The sequence below is a fragment of the Methylomonas albis genome, assembly GCF_014850955.1.
Taxonomy (GTDB): Bacteria; Pseudomonadota; Gammaproteobacteria; order Methylococcales; family Methylomonadaceae; genus Methylomonas; species Methylomonas albis.
Map to the genome: position 1 here is coordinate 5200424 of NZ_JACXSS010000001.1, position 20611 is coordinate 5221034.

General features: G+C 48.9%; 17 protein-coding genes. 9 read left to right on the top strand and 8 right to left on the bottom strand.

Annotated features, from left to right (window positions below; genetic code table 11):
• Positions 1-18: 18 nt before the first annotated feature.
• The 4 genes from gyrB to dnaA all read right to left on the bottom strand — a co-directional run bounded on the left by gyrB (position 19) and on the right by dnaA (position 6242).
• The gene (gene gyrB / locus EBA_RS23515; RefSeq protein WP_192376976.1) at positions 19-2424 is read right to left on the bottom strand and encodes a DNA topoisomerase (ATP-hydrolyzing) subunit B; all 2406 of its coding nucleotides are present in this window, start codon (positions 2422-2424) and stop codon (positions 19-21) included.
• 120 nt (positions 2425-2544) lie between these two features.
• Positions 2545-3618: a DNA replication/repair protein RecF gene (gene recF / locus EBA_RS23520; RefSeq protein ID WP_192376977.1), complete on the bottom strand. Its 1074-nt coding sequence runs from the start codon at positions 3616-3618 to the stop codon at positions 2545-2547.
• A 14-nt stretch (positions 3619-3632) separates the two neighbouring features.
• Positions 3633-4736, bottom strand: a complete 1104-nt coding sequence (gene dnaN, locus EBA_RS23525; protein WP_192376978.1) for a DNA polymerase III subunit beta — start codon at positions 4734-4736, stop codon at positions 3633-3635.
• A gap of 189 nt (positions 4737-4925) precedes the next feature.
• Positions 4926-6242 carry a chromosomal replication initiator protein DnaA gene (dnaA, locus tag EBA_RS23530; protein ID WP_192376979.1) on the bottom strand — a complete coding sequence of 439 codons (1317 nt, stop codon included), beginning with the start codon at positions 6240-6242 and terminating at the stop codon, positions 4926-4928.
• A gap of 121 nt (positions 6243-6363) precedes the next feature.
• Here dnaA and gmk point away from each other — a divergent pair, with 121 nt between their 5' ends.
• From gmk to hemL, 3 genes are all read left to right on the top strand, one after another.
• Positions 6364-6978, top strand: a complete 615-nt coding sequence (gene gmk / locus EBA_RS23535) for a guanylate kinase (protein WP_192376980.1) — start codon at positions 6364-6366, stop codon at positions 6976-6978.
• Positions 6979-6995: 17 nt separating this feature from the next.
• Positions 6996-7433: a hypothetical protein gene (locus tag EBA_RS23540; RefSeq protein ID WP_192376981.1), complete on the top strand. Its 438-nt coding sequence runs from the start codon at positions 6996-6998 to the stop codon at positions 7431-7433.
• Between the two features lie 112 nt (positions 7434-7545).
• The gene (gene hemL / locus EBA_RS23545; RefSeq protein ID WP_192376982.1) at positions 7546-8826 is read left to right on the top strand and encodes a glutamate-1-semialdehyde 2,1-aminomutase; all 1281 of its coding nucleotides are present in this window, start codon (positions 7546-7548) and stop codon (positions 8824-8826) included.
• Between the two features lie 639 nt (positions 8827-9465).
• On the opposite strand, the gene EBA_RS23550 is transcribed toward hemL, so the two are convergent.
• Complete coding sequence (locus EBA_RS23550) at positions 9466-9966, bottom strand: phosphate-starvation-inducible PsiE family protein (RefSeq protein WP_192376983.1); 501 nt, start codon at positions 9964-9966, stop codon at positions 9466-9468.
• A 154-nt stretch (positions 9967-10120) separates the two neighbouring features.
• Between EBA_RS23550 and EBA_RS23555 the strand changes: the two genes are divergently transcribed.
• The 5 genes from EBA_RS23555 to EBA_RS23575 all read left to right on the top strand — a co-directional run bounded on the left by EBA_RS23555 (position 10121) and on the right by EBA_RS23575 (position 17711).
• Positions 10121-10753: a hypothetical protein gene (locus EBA_RS23555; protein WP_192376984.1), complete on the top strand. Its 633-nt coding sequence runs from the start codon at positions 10121-10123 to the stop codon at positions 10751-10753.
• Positions 10754-10784: 31 nt separating this feature from the next.
• Positions 10785-12128 carry a DNA recombination protein RmuC gene (locus EBA_RS23560; RefSeq protein ID WP_225616418.1) on the top strand — a complete coding sequence of 448 codons (1344 nt, stop codon included), beginning with the start codon at positions 10785-10787 and terminating at the stop codon, positions 12126-12128.
• Positions 12129-12562: 434 nt separating this feature from the next.
• Positions 12563-13489 carry a hypothetical protein gene (locus tag EBA_RS23565; RefSeq protein WP_192376985.1) on the top strand — a complete coding sequence of 309 codons (927 nt, stop codon included), beginning with the start codon at positions 12563-12565 and terminating at the stop codon, positions 13487-13489.
• Positions 13490-13530: 41 nt separating this feature from the next.
• Entirely contained in the window at positions 13531-14598 is a 1068-nt protein-coding gene (locus EBA_RS23570; RefSeq protein ID WP_192376986.1) for an efflux RND transporter periplasmic adaptor subunit, read from the top strand.
• A complete protein-coding gene (locus tag EBA_RS23575) occupies positions 14595-17711 on the top strand; it encodes an efflux RND transporter permease subunit (protein WP_192376987.1) in 3117 nt (1038 codons plus the stop codon). The genes EBA_RS23570 and EBA_RS23575 overlap by 4 nt, the downstream gene beginning before the upstream one ends.
• Positions 17712-17958: 247 nt before the next feature.
• Here the strand turns inward: EBA_RS23575 and EBA_RS23580 are convergent, their stop codons facing one another.
• Positions 17959-18480, bottom strand: a complete 522-nt coding sequence (locus EBA_RS23580; protein ID WP_192376988.1) for a GNAT family N-acetyltransferase — start codon at positions 18478-18480, stop codon at positions 17959-17961.
• A 146-nt stretch (positions 18481-18626) separates the two neighbouring features.
• Between EBA_RS23580 and EBA_RS23585 the strand changes: the two genes are divergently transcribed.
• Complete coding sequence (locus EBA_RS23585; protein ID WP_192376989.1) at positions 18627-19376, top strand: zinc ribbon domain-containing protein; 750 nt, start codon at positions 18627-18629, stop codon at positions 19374-19376.
• Between the two features lie 24 nt (positions 19377-19400).
• Here EBA_RS23585 and EBA_RS23590 read toward each other — a convergent pair whose 3' ends face one another.
• Together EBA_RS23590 and EBA_RS23595 are read right to left on the bottom strand one after the other, a co-directional pair.
• A complete protein-coding gene (locus tag EBA_RS23590; protein WP_192376990.1) occupies positions 19401-19871 on the bottom strand; it encodes a hypothetical protein in 471 nt (156 codons plus the stop codon).
• Positions 19872-19999: 128 nt separating this feature from the next.
• A complete protein-coding gene (locus tag EBA_RS23595) occupies positions 20000-20599 on the bottom strand; it encodes a hypothetical protein (RefSeq protein WP_192376991.1) in 600 nt (199 codons plus the stop codon).
• Positions 20600-20611 lie beyond the last annotated feature (12 nt).

Genomic DNA, 20611 nt, shown 5'->3' on the forward strand with positions numbered 1-20611 from the left:
TGTGTCACCCGACAACAGTTACACGTCCAAATTCGCCACATCCAAGGCATTCTTCACAATAAAATCCCTACGCGGTTCCACGACATCGCCCATTAGGGTGGTGAAGATTTCGTCGGCGGCCACTACGTCATTAATGGTGACTTGCAGCATGCGGCGGCTGTTGGCGTCCAGGGTGGTTTCCCAGAGTTGTTCCGGATTCATTTCGCCCAAACCTTTGTAACGCTGGATATGCTGACCTTTTTTAACTTCTTTCATCATCCATTCGAATGCTTGCTTGAAGTTATCCACTTGCTGTTCGCGTTCGCCCATGCGCATGACCGAGGTTTCGCCGAACATACTGAGGGTTTTTTCCACGTACCGAGCGATTTTTTGATAATCGTTACCCGCAAAGAACGGTGCGTGCAAAACAAAGCTTTTGGTAATGCCGTGCAGACGTTTGCTGACTTCTACATCAAAGTCATCGCTGCCGCGATATTTTAATTGGGTGCTGAATATAGCCTTATGGCCGCCTTCGTTCAGATTTTTTTGCAGCAAATCCAACCAGGCTTGCAGCTTTTGTTGATCGGCTTTTATGTCTTCGCTTAACACCTGCATGTAGGTCATTTGCTCTAAGTACAGGTCGTCGTAGCGTCTGGAGAGACGATTGATGGCGCTCATTACATCGGCAAACTCGGTCGCTAATTTTTCCAGGCCTTGGCCTTGGATTACTGGCGTGTCGGCGTCGGTTTGTAATTGCGCTTTGTCCAGGGCCAGTTGGATCAGGTATTGGTTTAAGGCATTGTCGTCTTTGACGTAATGTTCTTGTTTGCCTTTTTTGACTTTGTACAACGGCGGTTGGGCGATGTAGATGTGGCCGCGCTCCACCAACTCCGGCAATTGCCGATAGAAGAATGTCAGTAACAAGGTACGAATGTGCGAGCCGTCGACGTCCGCGTCGGTCATAATGATGATGCGGTGGTAGCGGAGTTTGTCGATGTTGTATTCGTCTTTACCGATACCGCAGCCCAGTGCGGTGATCAGTGTGCCGACTTCTTCCGAGGAGATCATACGGTCGAAGCGTGCCCGTTCCACATTGAGGATTTTACCTTTCAACGGCAGGATGGCTTGGGTGCGGCGATCACGGCCCTGTTTGGCGGAGCCTCCCGCCGAGTCCCCTTCCACGATGAACAGTTCTGACAAGGCCGGGTCTTTTTCCTGGCAATCGGCGAGTTTGCCGGGTAAACCGGCGATATCGAGAGTGGTTTTACGACGGGTCATTTCGCGGGCTTTTCTGGCTGCCTCGCGCGCTCTGGCGGCGTCGATTATTTTGGCGGCGATAGCTTTGGCGACTTGCGGTTGTTCCAACAAGAATTCCTGGAGTTTTTCGTTCATGGTCGATTCGACCAGGGGTTTTACTTCCGATGAAACTAACTTGTCTTTGGTTTGCGAGGAGAACTTAGGATCGGGGACTTTTACCGATAGCACGGCGGTTAAGCCTTCACGGGCGTCGTCGCCAGTGGTGGCAACTTTCTCTTTTTTGGCTAAACCGTTGGTTTCGATATATTGGTTGATAGTGCGGGTCAGTGCGCCTCTGAAACCGGCCAAATGCGTACCACCATCGCGTTGCGGGATGTTGTTGGTGTAACAGAAAACGTTCTCTTGGTAGGAGTCGTTCCATTGCATCGCTACTTCTACAACCACGCCTTCTTTCTCGGCGATAAAGTGGAAGACTTTATCAAACAACGGGGTTTTGTTTTTATTCAGATGCTGGACGAAGGCGCTGATACCGCCTTCAAACTCGAATACATCTTCTTTGCCGGTTCTTTCGTCGCGCAAGGAAATCCGCACTCCGGAATTCAGAAATGACAACTCGCGAAGACGTTTCGCCAGGATGTCGTAGTGAAATTCAATATGGGTAAAGATAGTGTCGCTGGGTTTAAAGTTGATGTAAGTACCGGAGCCTTCAGCTTCGCCCACGACTGCCATCGGCGCGACAGGTTCCCCCAACATATATTTTTGCTGATACAACTTGCCGCCCTTACGCACTTTTAAAGTCAGCTCTTCCGACAACGCATTCACCACCGAAACCCCGACGCCATGAAGACCGCCGGAAACCTTATAAGCATTGTCATCGAACTTGCCGCCTGCGTGTAACACAGTCATGATCACTTCGGCTGCGGAGCGTCCTTCTTCCTTATGGATATCGACTGGGATGCCGCGACCGTCGTCGTACACGGATATAGAACCATTTTCATGAATCACGACATCGACGCCTTTGCAATACCCGGCTAAAGCTTCGTCGATTGAGTTATCGACTACTTCGAATACCATGTGGTGCAAGCCGGAACCGTCATCGGTATCGCCGATGTACATGCCAGGGCGTTTTCTAACTGCATCCAATCCTTTAAGTACTGTGATATTCGAACTATCGTATTGTTCACTCATGGGTATATCCATTGTGTTGTGTTTTACCGCAACGATGCCTGGCCTTCATGTCACGCATGAAGCAGTTGTATCGTGTGTGATGGGAGTTGTTAATTTTTATTATTTGTTCCATGTGAAACATCAAAGTTGTTTTATGTCGCCTTGTTCCACGTGAAACCATTTATAGTTTTCTACTGAACCTAAATCTCCAAAATCAGCGACATCGTTACTGCTGATAAAAACCTGGCAACTTAATCCAACGAGGTATTTTATCAATTTTGCCCGGTTTTCGGCATCCAATTCGGATGTTAGATCGTCGATTAATATGCAACAGGCATTCGGGCTTTCCTGATTCAATAAAGTCACTTGTGCCAGCAGCAAAGCCAGTACTAACAGCTTTTGCTGTCCACGGGACAAATAATCTTTCGCCAATCTTTTATCCAGATAAGTTTGAAAATCGGCGCGATGCGGACCACTATGAGTAAACCCGTAACGCATATCTCGATCCAAATCAGCTTTTAACATCAAGTCCAAGGATTGCCTGTCATCCCAACCCGCTAAGAAGCGCAAATCGACATGCTCCTTGCTTAAGAAATGCCGAGCCATTTCTAAAAACACCGGCTGCAAGCTTGCCAAGTAGGTCAAACGAAAATCGTTAATTACCTGCCCATATTCCACAAGCTCCTTATCCCAAGCCGAGAGTTGTTTAATCTGCCGAGTTTTTAATAAGGCATTACGTTGCTGCAAAGCCTTATTAAACTTACGCCAGCAAGGCAGAAAATTTTTGTGCTGGTTAAAAATCCCCCAATCCAAAAACTCCCTACGAATTTGCGGTCCGGAATCGAGTAGGCGGTAACTTTTCGGATGAATCAATTGCACCGGCAAGGCATAAGCCAAATCGGCTTTTTGCCTATCTTCCTGATCGATACGGATCTGGCATTGTTTATTGTCTATCTGTATCCCAAGCGTGCTGACGGACCCGGAGTGTTGCCGATTTTGCGCGGAAACAGTCAGTTGCGGCTGATCGAAAGAAATTGCCTGCTTAATATGGGTAGTCCTAAAAGAGCGTGATCTACCCAAAATAAAAATAGCCTCTAACAATGAACTCTTACCGCTGGCATTAGCGCCGGTGATCAGATTAATGGCAGGCGACGGCGAAATGCTTGCAGAATGGATGTTTCTGACTGACAACACATCCAGCTTTAACAAGGTCATGATCGCTAAAAGACCTACATCCGCATCGGCATGACGATAAACTTAAAGATAGGCTGTTCGGGTTCTTCGATGAAACAGCTGCTGGCATTTCCGGCTATGGTCAACACTGCCATTTCGGAATCCAAATTCGATACCGCATCCAGCATATATTGCGAGTTGAACGAAATACTCAGCGGCTCGCCTTGATAATCGATGATCAATTCTTCCTCGGCCTCATCATGCTCCGGATTATGCGTGCTGAGTTTTAGCAAATCGCCGGATATATCGAAAGTTACACCCTTGTACTTTTCATTGGACAGAATCGCTACCCGCGTTAACGCATCTCGCAATACCTGTTTTTGAATCAACAGCGGACTCATAAAGCTCTGATTGAACACTTTACTGAAATCCGGAAACTTGGCATCGATCAGCTTTGACGAGAACACCACTTCCTTGTAATAAATTCTGATGTTGTTGTTGGAGAATTGAATGTTCAATTCAGCCTCTGCATCGTCCAATAAACGGCTAAGTTCCTGCACCGCTTTTCTAGGCATGATGATGCGGGATTCATAACCGGTCGCTTGTCCAATATCATCTTCATAAATCGACAAACGATGCCCATCGGAAGCCACCAACTTCAGCCTGGAATTACTCACGTTCAACAATAAACCGTTCAAGTAATAGCGCACATCCTGATTGGCCATGCAAAACACGGTTTTCTCCAGAGCTTTCTTGAATTTTCCGGCATTCAGCAAAAAGCTATACTCAAACTCGGACTCATTAAACTCCGGGTAATGCTCGGCTGGTAAGGTGCTCAAAGAAAATCGGCTGCGGCCGGAGACGACTTTGACTTTGTCGTCTTGCAATTCGAATAGAATTTCCGCGCCGTTTGGCAATAAGCGGCAAATATCCAGAAATTTTCTGGCGGGAACCGTAATTTCTCCGGAATTAGATATTGATTCGATATTTAATTTAGCAACGATCTGAATTTCGGTATCTGTACCGGTCATTACCAATTGATCGTCGCTAGCCTGCAACAATACATTGGACAGAATCGGCATAGTCTGCCGTTTCTCGATAACGCTGACGATTTGTTGCAGCGGCGGCAAAATTTGATCTCTGCTAATAATAAATTTCATATAAATATTTTTTATATATTGTTACTACTATGTAAACAAAAAGCTGTGGAAAACTGGTTTTATCTAATTTAAATCAAAATCTTAGCATGTATCAAACATTGTTGTCGGATACCGCTTTAGCTTGTATGGGTTTTGTGGATAAGCTAAAGGGCTTATTTTTGGCACACTTTATCCACAACTTAAGCGCAATTAATGCGATAAGGTTCTCAACAGGTTTTTGTAATCCTCAGCCATCTTCACATCGTCGTCTTTTAGCTCCGCTACGCGCTTGCAGGCATTGATCACAGTGGTGTGGTCGCGTCCGCCAAAGGCATCGCCGATTTCCGGGTAGCTGTGCGAAGTCAATTCCCTGGCCAGACACATGGCCACCTGCCTGGGTCGAGTGACGGACTGTTTGCGATTTTTTGAGGACAAATCGGCCACTCTGATCTTGAAATACTCGGCCACAGTCTTCTGGATGTTATCGATACTGATTAACTTGTCTTGCAAGCTGATCAAATCATGCAACGCTTCCTTGGTAAATTCCAAAGTAATGTCGCGGCCGGTAAATTGCGAGTTGGCTACCACTCTGCGCAAGGCACCTTCCAGATCTCTAACATTGGACGGTATGCGTTTGGCGATGAAAAAAGCAATGTCTTGATCCAGATCGACACTGACCTGTTGGGCTTTCTTGATTAAAATTGCCGCACGCGTTTCCAGATCCGGCGGTTCGATAGCCACCGGCAAACCCCAACCAAAGCGCGATTTTAAACGATCTTCCAAGCCATCGATTTCTTTGGGATATTTATCGCAGGTCAAAACCACCTGATGTTTGTTATCCAGCAGATTGTTAAAGGTGTGGAAAAACTCTTCTTGCGAGCGTTCTTTGCCTGCCAGGAACTGGATATCGTCCATTAACAAAATATCGATGCTGCGGTAATACTCTTTAAATTGATTGATGCTGTTTTGCTGCAGGGCTTTGACCATGTCCTGCACGAATTTCTCGGAATGCAGATAGACAATATTGGCATCGGGTTTTTTCAGCAACACCGCATTGCCGATAGCATGCATCAAGTGGGTTTTACCCAAACCGGAACTGCCGTAGATAAACAGGGGATTGTAGACTTTACCGATATTCTCGGAAACCGTCATCGAAGCCGCTTTGGCCAATTGGTTGGATTTACCCTCGACAAAGCTCTCGAAGGTGAAGGCTCTGTTTAAAAAATTGGGTTGATTCTTTTTCTGCGCCGGACTCTTGTTTATCGTTGGCGCCTTGATAGCTGCTGCCTTTTTGCTACCGATTTCAAACTGTACGGCCAAAGTCGCGTTAGAAAACTCATTGACTGCGTCTTCAATCACCGCGAAAAAATGCTGTTTGATATGGTCGATAATAAAGCGGTTGGGAGCAAGCAATTTTAACTGGCTGTCGGTTTCCACCGCTTGCAGCGGTCTAATCCAGGTGCTGAAATCGGTACTGGGAATTTCATGTTCAAGCTTGGCCAGGCAGTTGTTCCAAATCACACTCATCGGCGTTCAAGAAGGGGCTTAGAAAGGCCTTGCATGATACCACAGTGACCGCTTAGGGCTTGACTCTATGGACGTTATCAGAAAAGAATGACGGCCGCATGGATTACCCTCATTAATACACATGATTTCGGGCAAACTTTATATTATTTCCGCACCATCTGGGGCAGGCAAAACCAGCTTGGTTAAACAACTCATTGCCGAGATGGACGATCTGGCCGTGTCGGTGTCCCATACTACACGGGCAATGCGCAGTGGCGAACAAGATGGCGTTGACTATTTTTTCGTCTCGGTTGAGGCTTTTAAAACCATGAACGAACGACAAGCCTTTTTAGAGCATGCGCAAGTCTTCGATAATTTTTATGGTACCGCGCAGCAGACCGTAGAAGACAATCTGGCCAAAGGTCTGGACGTAATTTTGGAAATTGATTGGCAAGGCGCCCAGCAAGTGAGAAGAATGTTGCCGGAAAGTCTATCGATCTTCATCCTGCCGCCATCGATAGCAGTATTAAGCCAGCGCTTGCAAAACCGCGGTCAGGATAACCCGGAGGTGATTGCCCGGCGCATGCGCGATGCGGTGACGGAAATGAGCCATTATCCGGAGTACGATTATTTGATCGTTAACGACGATTTCAGTCTGGCGTTGCAGCAATTAAAAAGCATTGTTATCGCAAACCGCTTAACCCAAAATCAACAACAAAAAACCTTGGCAGCATTGCTGCAAGATTTACTTAACTAATAGAACTAACAACACTTATGAAAACTAGAAAAACTTCTTATCTGTTTGCCACGCTGATTGTTTCGGCGTTGACCATTGCCGGTTGCTCCAGCGATGAATCGGAAACTCCCAAAGCCAGTGCCGGTACTGCAAAAAAAGCAGTACACAGAGTCGATAGCGGCGAAGCGACCGAACCAGAGAAACGTCAATTCGAAAAAGAGTTTTCAGCCAAATGCCTCGCGCGGGAGCTGAAAAACTCGAATAACAAAGATGTCGACGAAAAACGCTTCCAAGAAAGCTGCGATTGCATCGCCGAACACATCATGAAAGATCTATCGGAAATCGATGCCGAGAAATATCTGGAAGACCACGAAGACACCCACACCTTGCAGATCAAATTCGATGCTGCGGCATATTTCTGTTTGCAAAACAAACCGCAGCCCAAAGGCCCGCATTTGTTTGGCAAACCGCAATAACATCGTAGGTTGGGTTAGCTCGATAAAGCACAACTCAACATTCAAAGTTTACGTGTTGGGTTACGGCTAGCGCCTGACCCAACCTACCGTTTTACCCAATCCATCATTCCCCATGACACTATCTTCCGAATTATTTTCTCAAGCCAAACAATACATTCCCGGTGGCGTGAACTCGCCGGTACGTTCCTTCAGTGGCGTCGGCGGTACCCCGGTGTATTTCGACCGCGCGGCCGGCGCTTACGTTTACGACAGCGAAGGCAAGCGCTATATCGATTATGTCGGTTCCTGGGGGCCAATGATTTTGGGCCACGCCCATCCGGCCGTGATTACAGCCGTTAAACAAACTGCCGAAAAAGGTTTGAGCTTTGGTGCGCCCACCGAGATAGAAACTCTGATGGCACAAACAGTCTGCGAATTGCTGCCATCGATAGACATGGTGCGGATGGTCAGCTCCGGCACCGAAGCCACCATGAGCGCCTTGCGTTTGGCCCGCGGTTATACCGGCCGCGACAAAATCGTCAAATTCGAAGGCTGCTACCACGGCCACTCCGATTCTTTATTGGTGAAAGCCGGCTCCGGCGCGCTGACTCTGGGCGTACCCAGCTCGCCGGGCGTACCAGCCTCGGTTGCTGCCGACACCCTCACGCTGACTTACAACGACAGCGATGCAGTGCGCAGCACCTTTGCCGAACTGGGTGACAAGATTGCCTGCATCATCGCCGAACCGGTAGCCGGCAACATGAACTGCATTCCACCGGAACCCGGCTTCTTGCAAACCCTACGCGACGTCTGCGACCAATACGGAAGCGTGTTGATTTTCGACGAAGTGATGACCGGCTTCCGCGTCGGTTTGCAAGGCGCGCAAGGCCTATACGGCATCAAACCGGATCTGACCACGCTCGGTAAAATCATCGGCGGCGGCTTGCCGGTCGGCGCTTTCGGAGGCAGCCGCAAGATCATGGAATATCTGGCGCCGCTGGGTCCTGTCTATCAAGCCGGCACGTTGTCCGGCTGCCCGGTAGCGATGGCCGCCGGTTTGAAAACCCTGGAGCTGATCAACCAGCCCGGCTTCTACGACGCCCTGACCGCCAAAACCACTAAATTATTGGCCGGCCTGCAAGCTTCTGCCGATCAGGCCGGCATCGCTTTTACCACCAACCAGGTCGGCGGCATGTTTGGCTTGTTCTTTAGCAATGAAAAATCGGTCAGCCGTTTTTCTCAAGTCATGGCTTGCGATGCAAATCGCTTTAAGCAATTCTTCCATGCCATGCTGGATAAAGGTGTCTACCTAGCGCCGTCGGCTTTTGAAGCCGGATTTGTTTCCGCCGCGCATACGGATGAGGATTTGCAGGCAACGGTGGATGCGGCGGCTGAGGTGTTTAAAGCGTTGTGAGATTGTGGTGTCCGAGTAATATATGAAAACCTTTTAATTACTTGTTAGGCTTATGTATCACTATAACCCCTTCATCTATTTCGCTTTAATTGTTGCCTTAACTCTTATTGGCTGCTCTCATGAGTTTGAATTTGGTGTGGTGAGTGGACCACTTCAAATCCCCGCGAACACACGGGTGTCAATCAGAAATCCAGAACATATAGTAACCCCGAACCATTATGATTCTGTTTGCGTGCTTCCAGCCGAGCCATATGTGGTTGCGGACGCAGTTTTCGGGCCAAATGGGGTGGTACCACCAAAATTTGTCGGCCCCAATGGAGCGTCGTTCTCACCGAAAATCTTTGTTAGGAATGCCTCAGGTATAGAGGATCCTTTACCAAGCATTTCCGAAGCTCTTACCAAAACCGGAACTTGGCTTTGTTTTAGGTCATTGGACAGCAATCAAAAAATACACTTACCGTATACTGAGATAGCACTAGAAAGCTCTGAGGCTATGTATATAAAGTCAATTAAGTGGGATAGCACTGAAATATCGTTCTAACAGGGCTACTTTGTGCGGTTACGTAAGCTCCGCTAACCGCACTTTAATGCCCTGCTTGGGCCAGTTAAGTGGCTTGGTTTCGCGTTGCTCTTCCCAGCCTATCTATTCTCCAGTTTTGAATTAGATCGCTGTATTTCTAACAAGCGATCATCGCGTTCACGCACCAGCCAATACGTCACACCCAACACCAATGTCGCTGCTGCTAGGGCCAGCAATACATCGGCGGAGGTTTTGCCCAGATCCAGCACGATAAACTTGCGCGCCAATGCCAACATTGCAATCAACAGTACGACCTTGGTTTGAATGACACTTTGTTCGCGGGTCACAACGTATTGCAAGGTGTGATTAAACTCCAGCGCGATCAGCAAGGTCATGATCTCGCCGAATACCTGTTGAAATATTTCGTGGTCCAAAGGATTCAAAGCATCGAACACCAATCCGCCGATTACCCCAACGAATAACCTGAACAAAGCGACGCTGACGACCAACATCACCAAAAACGTCAGCGCAAACGCTACGCCGCTTTCGAAGCGTTGATAAAACGTCAACGCATCCCAGTCCTTACAAAAATTTCGCCAACTTGATATGTGATTTTTCATGCCGTGTACTCCGTGATCTTCAAAAGATAAATGCACTTAGTATGAATATGCGCGAAAGTAGTTGCCGCGAGTTAGAATTTCAATAGTTCCCCATTCTTGGCGCGGCAGCGGTTTTTACAGCTATCAGCCAGATAACCGATTTGGACTAAAACAGATGAATAGACTGACCAAGCAGATTGAATCGCTTTTATCGGTTCGTAACGAGAAATGCGCGTACCCACATAACAAATTAAACGAGTCTTTGCTTTTGGTGTTTGGCTTGCTCACCGTATTTCCACACCTAAGCCACGCGGAGTTTGTTACCCATCCGCTGGACGGTGCTCCGCCTGCTCAGTCAGCGGAAACCCCTGCCCAGCCGGACACTGCCGAGACTAAACAAGCCAATCAAGCGGAAATTGACTTTAACGAGCAGTTTGGAGAAAAGAAGCTGGGTACCTGCAGCATGACATACAAGCTGGAGGGCTTTTCGCTGGCGTATAAGCAATACGATGGCACCGGCGAAATCACCTGCCGCAATGGTCAAAAAGCTCAGGTCAAACTGTCGTCAAAAAGCATAGGTTTTACGATTGGTTATTCCGTTATAGAAGGCGAAGGCCATTTCACCGATGTGAAATATATCAGCGAAATTTTTGGCGATTACATTTCGCTGGGCAATCACTTTGGCATTAAAAACTCGGTGGATAGGCAAGTATTGACCCGCGGCGAAATTTCCCTGGTTTTAATGGGTAAAGGCAAGGGCTTTGATATTGGTTTTACGATTGGGGATTTGTCGATCAAGCCGCGTTAACTCGTCTGCTTGATTCATTAAGAGGATTTCGATGGAAACAGGAGTAGGGATGGCACTAGCGGCAATACCGTTGGCGGCTTTGCTTGGTTACATGATTTGCGCCTGGCTGAGCGGTAAGCGGCAGCGCGAATTGCAAAGTCAGTTAGAGCAGCAGCAACAGCAAGTCCAGCAACAGGCCGTTAAATTGGCCGTGGCCGAAGAGCGGGTTTTGCTGTTGGCGCAAAAAGAATCCGAGTTGCAATTGCTGCAACAACAATTGTTGGAGTTAAAAACCGAAAACGCGGATCTCAACGCCCGGCAGCAAGAACAACACAAAGGCAACGCCGAGAAAATCCGCCTACTGCAAGACACGGAAAATCAGTTAAAAACACAATTCGAAAATTTAGCCCACAAGATTTTTGAAGAACGTGGCAAACAATTCGTCGAGCACAATAAAGTCAGTATCGAAAATCTGGTGGCACCACTCAAGCAACAACTGGGCGAATTCAAAACTCGGGTCGAAAGCGTTTACGACAACGAAACCAAAGATCGTATTTCTTTGCGCGAGGAAATCGTCTCGCTCCGCCGCGATACTGCCAAGATGAATCAGGAAGCGCTGAATTTAACCAGAGCTTTGAAAGGCGATCACAAAACCCAAGGCAACTGGGGTGAAATGATCCTGGAAAAAGTCTTGGAACAATCCGGTTTACGCAAAGGCATCGAATACGAAACTCAAGGTGCGTTTCGCGATGAAGACAATCGGCTGTTCAAGCCCGATGTGATCGTGCGTTTGCCGGAAAACAAGGATGTAATCATCGATTCCAAAGTCTCGCTAGTGGCCTACGAGCGTTATTGCTCGGCAGAAGACGATAACCAGCGCATCGAAGCCCTGAAACAACACACCGAAGCAGTTAGAAACCACATCAAAGGCTTAAGCAACAAAGACTATTCCAGTTTGAAAGGTCTACGCTCGCTGGATTTTGTGTTGCTCTTCATGCCAATAGAAGCGGCCTTCATGGCAGCGTTCCAGGCCGACGAAAAATTATTCAACGATGCTTTCGAACACAAAATCGTGGTCGTTACCCCGACAACCTTATTGGCGACTTTACGCACCGTGCAAAACATCTGGCGGTACGAACAACAAAACGAGAACGCGCGCTTGATTGCAGACAAGGCCGGCAGTTTGTACGACAAGATCAGAGGTTTTGTCGAAGACATCGAAAAATTGGGAAATCAACTCAGCACGGTACAAAGAACCTACGATGGCATCGTCAACAAACTGAGTAGCGGTAGCGGCAACTTGTTGCGTCAAGCCAGCGCTTTGGAAGAATTGGGCGTCAAAGTCAAAAAGAAACTGCCTAAAAGCTTAACGGAACACCTGCAAGCAGAAGATTAGCTTTTAAGCAGCTCAAATTCCCTGCCCGTATAAATGGGACAGTCGCAATAGTAATAATAACTTTATATATATCTTTAGATTACTATTACTACTAGTGACGAAAAATCTGTGGAAAACCTGTTTTAGCTGTTTTTATTCAAAGACTTATTGGAAATTAACGCTGTTATACCTGGGACTTTCTGCTTGTTCACAGGCTGGGGATAACTGAAAGACGGGTTTTTGCAGACTACTTATCCACAAATTCCTAGGTCTTCAACCAACAGGTTTTCAACAAATGGCCTATGTTCAGATTAAGGATTTTTATCTAGCCTTTTCGCAGCCAATGACCTGCTATTGGGTTTGTTACAGCCATTAACAGTGATAGCATGCCTGGAGTGTGGGAATAGCGTAGTCAGTCCTTGAATACCGGAATAAAAAGAACAGAGGCCATCAGCATGAATCAAACCAACCCAGAGTTTTTCAGTCAGTTACATATCGACATTGCCCGCAATTCCACCGACGATTTCAATCTACTCCACGATAGCCGGAAGTGGCAGAACATTAATGGCAATCCGTTTAACGGCCCGATTAGCTTGGGATTTCAGCTGGAGTCCTTGATCGAAGGTAAGATTGCCGAGTATCGTCGGCAACATGACGAAGAAAAATTGATAGCTGAACAGGGTTTGAACTTTAGCAATTACCAATTTACCTTTGCTAACGCCATCAAGCCCGGCCAGACAATTGAAGTAGACATCAAGGAATCGCTGTTTAAACATGAGCCTTCAGCGAGTTTGAGCAATCGGATTATCGTCAAAGCCGACGGTAAACTGGCTTTGACCGGCTATAAAAAAGAAACCGCCGAACCGCTGTTTTTGGGTCAGCCGAATTTGTCTCGGGTCGGCGAATTAAAAATCCAGCCCGACCGTTGTTTTTTGAATAATGGTTTTTTTCTAAAACGTAAGTTCATGATGACCAGCAATGCCAAGAATTTTCTATGCGCATCGCTAAGGGATCAAACCCAGTATTTCGACGAATTGCAGGATAAGGTTATCTTTCCGGAGATGTTCCCATGTGCGCTGTTGTCTAGTGCCTTACTTGAAAAGGCCTTGAAATGGCTGCACGATTTCGAGCGTAACCCCATGGTCTATACTTCGCACAAAATTTCTATCGACAGACGGTGTTTGTCGCAGCTTAGAAGTAACGACGCGGTGCATATTTTGATCAAACCCGCAGCGGATTGTGCCGCGCACGATTTTGGCGATTTGAACGCCACACCCTTGGATTACGAATGTTACGGCCTCGTCAACAATAATAATGCTTTGTTGTTTAGAGCATTGATTTCGTTGGTGCCGCTGGAGTCGATCCTTAAGGCAATGGCATAAGTAACGCTGAATGCAGTTCGGTCTATTTTAAAGGGGATAAGATGAAATATTTGTTGTTGACGTTGCCGCTATTGCTGGTCGCTTGCGAAAAACCAGCGCCCACGGCATCAGTGCCCAGACCGGCTTTAGTGGTGACAGTAGGCGAACAGACCGCAGCGGCTCCCATCATACTGGTGGGTGAAATCCACTCCCGCTATGAAAGTGCTCAAGGTTTTCGCATCAACGGCAAAATTATCGAACGTAATGTTGATACAGGCGCAGTGGTGACGAAAGGTCAGCTGTTGGCGAAACTGGACAGTATGGATACCGGTTTATCGACCCAAGCGGCTCAGGCGGAAGTGCGGGCGGCGGAAGCCGATTTAGCATTGGCCCAAGCCGAACTGGACAGACAACGCCAATTGCATGCCAGCAAATTTATTTCCAACCAGGCTTTGGATATCCAGGAAGCGCAGTTCAAGGCAGCGGCGGCCAGGGTAAAGCAGACGCGGGCGCAAGCCGCCGTAACCGGCAATCAGTCGCGCTACACGCATTTATTGGCGGAGCGGGATGGCGTGGTTACCCAAATTCATGCCGAACCGGGCCAGGTGGTTGCTGCCGGCGAGCCTATTGTTCGTATAGCGGTGCCGGACAATAAGGAAGTCGAAATTGCAGTGCCCGAATCGCGGATGTTGGGCATTGCGGTTGATGTGCCGGCGGAAATAAGACTTTGGGCTAATCCGAATACCGTATATCAAGGTAAAGTTCGGGAAGTGGCGCCGGCTGCCGATAATGTTACGCGTACCTTTCAAGTGCGGGTGGCTCTGCTGAATGCCGACGATTCGGTGCGTTTGGGCATGACCGCCGGCGTCCGTTTTTATCATCAAGAGACCAACGACTTTTTATTACCGACCACGGCAGTTACCCAGCGCGACGGCAAATCCGTAGTTTGGGTGCTTAATCCAGCCGACGGCGAAGTTCAACCTAGGGCGGTACAAGCCGGTGCGTTCCGCGAAGACGGCGTGTTGATCTCTCAAGGCATACAAAAGGGCGAACAAGTCGTCGTCGCTGGGGTGCAAACTTTGGTACCTGGGCAGATAGTAAGGGCGACGCCGATGCGGAGCCAGCCATGAAATCGGGTTTTAACCTTTCCGAATGGTCCTTACGCCACCCGGCATTGGTTTTATATGCCATGTTGACGTTGACTTTGGTTGGTATGCTTTCTTATACCAGGCTGGGCCAGTCGGAAGATCCGCCGTTTACCTTTAAAGTAATGGTGGTCCGTACCGCTTGGCCCGGTGCCAGCGCCCAGGAAGTGGAACAACAAGTCACCGATAAACTGGAAAAAAAACTGCAGGAAGTTCCCTGGTTGGATAATTTACGCAGCTATTCCAGGCCGGGCGAATCATTAATTTTTCTGTCGGCCAAAGACTCCACACCAGCGGCGCAAGTCCCGGATATTTTTTATCAAGTTCGTAAAAAAATCGGCGATATTGCGTATACCTTGCCAAACGGCGTCGAAGGCCCAACGTTTAACGATGAATTTGGGGATGTATATGGAAATTTGTATGCATTGACCGGCGACGGCTACGACTACGCGGAACTGAAGCGGTACGCTGAAACACTGCGCGCCGAGCTGCTTAGAGTGAACGATGTAGCTAAGGTCGATTTTTTCGGCGAGCAGAAACAACGCATTTATGTCGATTTGTCCAATGCCAAGTTGGCTACAATCGGCATCGATGTCGCAACCTTGCTACGTACGCTGCAAGCCCAAAACCTGGTAACCGGCAGTGGCAGTTTCGATTCTGAAAACGAGCGTATTCGGATAGCGGTGACTGGTCGTTACGATAGATTGGAAGAATTGCGGGATGTACGTTTTCGCGCCAATAACCATGAATTCCGACTCGGCGATATAGCGAAGGTCAGTCGGGGCTTTGAAGATCCTCCCAAGGACAGAGTTCGTTATAAAGGCCATGACGCCTTATTGATCGGGGTATCAATGCGTGCTGGCGGCGATATCATCAAATTGGGCAGCGATCTGGATCAGGCCGTAACAAATACCCAAGCCCAATTGCCTGTGGGTTTGGAATTACATACTGTGTCTTCGCAGCCGAAAGCGGTACAGCGTTCGGTCAACGAATTTGCCAAATCGCTGACCGAAGCGGTCGTCATAGTATTAGGCGTTAGCCTGCTGTCTTTGGGCTTGCGGACCGGTATTGTTGTGGCGATCACTATCCCGGTAGTCTTGGCGGTTACTTTCTGGCTGATGCATTTGTTTGGCGTTGGGCTGCATAAAATTTCCCTGGGTGCATTGATCTTGGCCTTGGGTTTGCTGGTGGACGACGCGATCATCGCCGTGGAAATGATGGCCTCTAAGATGGAACAGGGCTGGGATCGTACTCGCGCCGCAGCGTTTGCCTATACATCCACCGCTATGCCTATGCTAAGCGGCACATTAGTCACGGCCGCCGGCTTTTTGCCGATTGCCACGGCTGCCTCTTCCACGGGCGAATACACGCGTTCCATCTTTCAGGTGGTGGTGATAGCGCTGCTAGTATCTTGGTTTGCGGCAGTGGTGTTTGTACCCTATTTGGGCTATCGCTTACTGCCGGACATGGGTAAGGGGCCGGAGCAAGCGTCCGGTTGGGCGCGGTTTTGGGCTAGGTTGTTGAAAAAACCACAGTCAGACCCGCCAAAAATCCATGCGCACGATCTTTACCAAACACCATTTTATCTGCGCTTTCGAAAATTGGTTGCCGCTTGCGTTATACACCGTTGGCTGGTGATTTTTTTAACCATAGCCATGTTTTTTACCGCTATTTTCGGTTTTAAGTTTGTGCAACAACAGTTTTTTCCGGATTCCACCCGGCCGGAACTAATTGTCGATTTGCGCTTGGCGGAGGGCGTGTCGTATGCCGCTACCGAAACCGATGTGAAGAAACTTGAGGCATGGCTGGATAAACAAAGCGGCATCGATAATTATGTGGCTTATGTTGGGAACGGCAGTCCGCGCTTTTATTTGCCTTTGGATCAACAGTTACCGCAACGCAGCTTTGCGCAGTTTGTGGTATTGACTAATGGCCCGGCAGAACGCGAACAACTACGCGATAAATTGATACGCCTATTCGAACAGGATTTTCCGGATATGCGCGGCAGCGTATTACGTCTGGAAAATGGGCCGCCGGTGGGTTTTCCTTTGCAATTCAGAGTATCCGGGCCGGATTTATTAACGTTACGCACTATCGCCCATCAAGTGGCGGATGTCATGCGCGCAAACCCCTATCCATCGAATGTGCAGTTGGATTGGGATGAGCCGGTGAAAGTCGTGCGAGTGAATGTCGAGCAATCCAAAGCTAGGCTGTTGGGAATCGCTTCCAACGATATTGCCAACATTATCAACGGCGCCCTGCAAGGTTTGTATGTTACCGAATTTCGCGAAGGTATCGAGCGCATCGACTTATTGGTGCGCGGAGCCGAAATCGAACGTAAGCATTTATCGCGTCTGCAAAATTTGATGATCCCGATTCCTGGCGGACGCAGTGTGCCCCTGTCGCAAGTTGCGGAACTGGAATACGGCTTTGAGGAAGGTTTGATTTGGCGGCGTAATCGCGTGCCTACCGTTACTGTTAGAGCGAATTTATACGGCAACATGCAGGCGCCGATGGTGTCGGCACAAATAGAAGAACAACTGGCCGACATAAAGCGGCAATTGCCCGCCGGCTACCGCCTGGAGACGGGTGGTGCGGTTGAAGAATCGGCTAAAGGTGGTGATTCGGTGGCAGCCGGTATGCCTTTGTTTTTTCTGACTGTATTGACCGTGTTGATGATCCAATTACAAAGTTTTTCGCGGATGGCCTTGGTGTTATTGACAGCGCCGCTGGGTTTAATCGGCGTGACTTTGTTTTTATTGATTTTTCAGCAACCATTCGGGTTTGTAGCGATGTTGGGTACCATCGCGCTTTCGGGAATGATCATGCGCAACTCAGTGATTCTGGTCGATCAAATCGATCAGGATAAGCTGGCAGGGCGTTCGGATTTTGATGCTATTGTTGATTCGACGGTGCGCCGGTTCCGGCCTATCGTATTAACTGCCGCAGCAGCGATACTGGCAATGATTCCACTCACTCACAGCGCCTTTTTCGGGCCGATGGCGGTAGCGATTATGGGGGGCTTGACTGTCGCTACGGTATTGACACTTCTGTTTTTGCCCGCCTTGTATGCCGCTTGGTTCCGAATTGCCGTTTAATTTTTAAGGTCAAAATCACAGCCTTTCTTCGGGTTGCGTGCGGACAGCGGTTTCTTTGACGAGGCGGAGTTTTCGCTGCTGGAAGGCCAAAACATTCTCTACAGCATTCCGCCCGACTTACCCAAACACTGAAAAACGAGCTGTATCAGGCGGGCGGTTGGTGGGGGTTTGAAACCGGTGTGACGTTGGCGGTGTTGCGCGATGCCGCCCCGGTTGGCCTTACCCCATGCTGCCTGATGGTCGTGCGTCAAAAAAGCTTCTCCAATATCTCCAAACACAAGTCTGACACTTTGGGTTGCCACAATGCCGGATGTAGCGGAAACACCTTAATAACCCCGGTGCGCTGATAGCCGCGCCGTTCGTAAAAGGCAACCAGCTCGGTTCGGTGCGGAATCACCGCCATCACGAAGCGCTGCAACTGCCACTCTTGCCTAGCCTCGATTTCCGCTGCTGCCAACAAGCGCTTGCCTATCCCCTGGTTTTGTAAAGTGGGCCTGACCGCCAGCATACCGATATGCACTTGTTGCTCGACCTTTTGCAGATGTACCGAACCCAGCAAATCGCCCTGCCGCCGACACAGCAAAATCATCGATCCCGCGCCGGCGATTAAATCCAGAATATCCGCCATGTCTGTGCGCCGACCGTCCAGCAAATCGGCCTCGGTGGTCCAGCCCTGCCGGCTGGATTCGCCGCGATACGCCGAATTTATCAGCTCTGCCAGTTGTTCCGCGTCGGCGGGCGTGGCTCTGCAGAATGTCAGTTCCAACATGATTAACCTCAAAAACTCAGGCGTTCGGCAAACCGCCGAAGTTGTAAATAAAATCTTGCCGAGGCATAAAAAATCCCGGCCTTGCTGCTAAGGTTTATTGGCAAAACCTGTACACATTGTTACTCATCCAGCCTGGAGCCCCCACCATGAAGCCATGCCCCAAGTGTAATCAGGATGTCCCGGCTGCCGAACATAGCTGCCCGTACTGCGGTATCGTTTTTGCCAAATATTACAAATACCACGGCAACGCAAGCTCGCCGGCGACCGATAGCCCGCAAGTTGTCATACATATCGTTCCACCCGCAGACACGCTATTTGGCAACGACGTCTACCGGGATAACGAAACGATCTTCCTGGGCCGCTGCCTATTATTACCGGGTTTTTTAGTCTGGAGCTGGTTGCTGATTACGCCGGGCTTGGCCAGCAATGCGGTCGGCGAATCATTTCTACATTTGGTCAATCTGCCGTTTCACGAAGCCGGCCACGTGATTTTTCGGCCGTTCGGACAATTTATCACCTCGCTAGGCGGCACTCTCGGGCAAATATTGATGCCGACGATTTGCATGCTGACCTTATTATTAAAAACCCACGACCCTTTCGGCGCCGGTTTGTGTTTATGGTGGGTGGGCGAGAACTTCCTGGACATTGCCCCCTATATCAACGACGCCCGCGCCGGACAATTGCCCTTGCTGGGCGGCAATTTCGGCCATTCCGCACCTTATGGTTTTCACGATTGGGAATATTTGCTGACCGAATCCGGGCTGTTGGCGCAGGATCATACATTGGCCAAACTCGCGCAATTGCTCGGCGCGATCTTGATGATAGGCTCGCTGATGGGCTGCGGCTATGTGTTGCTAAAACAGCGGCAAGCGCTGACTGACTCTAAACCGGATTAGTAGCGGTTTAAGTCGCCCAAGGATTTAGCCCAACCATGCTTTAATCTTTGCCTTCACCTGGGCTTTTACCTGCCGCGACCAGCGGTAAATCTCGGTATCGACAATTTTGGCGTGCGCCCAGTGCAGCCAGCCCATTACGGTGTGATAGACGAAGGCGATTGCGGCAAACGTCAGCAGTTGCGGCTTGGTCAATTTAAATACCCGCGCCACCAGCAAAGTACCCAGCAACTTGGCGAATACTTCCAACAAAATGCCCTGCAACAACATGCCGTGCAATAACAAGGACAAGGCCGCCAGATTGATCGGCGTGACGATCAATACCGGAATGGTAAACGCCAGCAAAGCCATGGCCGGCGTGGTTTGCGCCAACCAACGCTCGATGCCTTCCAATCTCAGCCACAAAGCCAGATAGTGAGCGCAGGCTGAGAGAAAATCCCACAACCATTCTTCGATGATCAGCAGGATGGCCAGCAGGGTAAGCAGGAGTTTTTTCATGGCGGTTTACCGGCAATTAGAAGCAGGCACTATACCGAAGCGGAATCGCGCTTGTCGCCTATTAAAATTTTGCGCGATGCCGATGCTAAGCAGTTGCTGAAAAATCCTTTTTGAACATTAATTACCCATCAGGCGGGTTCTGCCACGAGTTTCCAGTGATTTTCCAGCAAGCCGTAATAAGGGCGCATAGCCACCATCAATGCCTGATAAATAGCAAAGGCATCGGTCGGGTCTTTCTGTTTATGCTCGGCGACCTCGGTCAGAAACCGATACAGCATTTTTACCAGATTCTCTATCGTCATCGCCAGCCAGGCGTCGTTGGTAATCCATTTATCGATAAACTCATCCAAACGCACGAAAGTCAGTTTCAGTAAGGGATAAGCGGTTTGGGTTTCTTTGTATTCCCGAAGCAGCATATATCCGAGGTAAGCCTCCTCGGAGGTTACCCGCGGCCGATTGGTAATACTCAGGTAAGTGGCTTTGAATTCGGCATAAGTAGAATCGAATTTTTCGCAAAATTCGGTTTCGCTCGTTATGTTAAGCCAAGGCTGAATACTAGCTGCCGTGACGTCGTAGCACTCGCCAATCGCGCCTGCCACTTTGTCGAATTGCTCAATAAAGGCTGACTTATTAAGTTCACCTTTAATCAGACTTTCAATCGCGGCCAGCTCGCCTGCAGTAACGCAAACCGTGGCCAATTCCCGAACAATTTTAAGTTCGACTCCCATATCGCCAACACC

Excerpts from the sequence above, each read along its gene's own strand:
- EBA_RS23555 (WP_192376984.1), top strand. The coding sequence starts at position 10,121 with ATGAATAGACTGACCAAGCAGATTGAATCGCTTTTATCGGTTCGTAAC.
- dnaA (WP_192376979.1), bottom strand. The coding sequence starts at position 6,242 with ATGAGTGTGATTTGGAACAACTGCCTGGCCAAGCTTGAACATGAAATT.
- EBA_RS23575 (WP_192376987.1), top strand. The coding sequence starts at position 14,595 with ATGAAATCGGGTTTTAACCTTTCCGAATGGTCCTTACGCCACCCGGCA.
- gyrB (WP_192376976.1), bottom strand. The coding sequence starts at position 2,424 with ATGAGTGAACAATACGATAGTTCGAATATCACAGTACTTAAAGGATTG.
- EBA_RS23540 (WP_192376981.1), top strand. The coding sequence starts at position 6,996 with ATGAAAACTAGAAAAACTTCTTATCTGTTTGCCACGCTGATTGTTTCG.
- EBA_RS23595 (WP_192376991.1), bottom strand. The coding sequence starts at position 20,599 with ATGGGAGTCGAACTTAAAATTGTTCGGGAATTGGCCACGGTTTGCGTT.
- recF (WP_192376977.1), bottom strand. The coding sequence starts at position 3,618 with ATGACCTTGTTAAAGCTGGATGTGTTGTCAGTCAGAAACATCCATTCT.
- EBA_RS23570 (WP_192376986.1), top strand. The coding sequence starts at position 13,531 with ATGAAATATTTGTTGTTGACGTTGCCGCTATTGCTGGTCGCTTGCGAA.
- EBA_RS23590 (WP_192376990.1), bottom strand. The coding sequence starts at position 19,871 with ATGAAAAAACTCCTGCTTACCCTGCTGGCCATCCTGCTGATCATCGAA.
- hemL (WP_192376982.1), top strand. The coding sequence starts at position 7,546 with ATGACACTATCTTCCGAATTATTTTCTCAAGCCAAACAATACATTCCC.
- EBA_RS23585 (WP_192376989.1), top strand. The coding sequence starts at position 18,627 with ATGAAGCCATGCCCCAAGTGTAATCAGGATGTCCCGGCTGCCGAACAT.
- EBA_RS23560 (WP_225616418.1), top strand. The coding sequence starts at position 10,785 with ATGGAAACAGGAGTAGGGATGGCACTAGCGGCAATACCGTTGGCGGCT.
- EBA_RS23565 (WP_192376985.1), top strand. The coding sequence starts at position 12,563 with ATGAATCAAACCAACCCAGAGTTTTTCAGTCAGTTACATATCGACATT.
- EBA_RS23550 (WP_192376983.1), bottom strand. The coding sequence starts at position 9,966 with ATGAAAAATCACATATCAAGTTGGCGAAATTTTTGTAAGGACTGGGAT.
- EBA_RS23580 (WP_192376988.1), bottom strand. The coding sequence starts at position 18,480 with ATGTTGGAACTGACATTCTGCAGAGCCACGCCCGCCGACGCGGAACAA.
- gmk (WP_192376980.1), top strand. The coding sequence starts at position 6,364 with ATGATTTCGGGCAAACTTTATATTATTTCCGCACCATCTGGGGCAGGC.
- dnaN (WP_192376978.1), bottom strand. The coding sequence starts at position 4,736 with ATGAAATTTATTATTAGCAGAGATCAAATTTTGCCGCCGCTGCAACAA.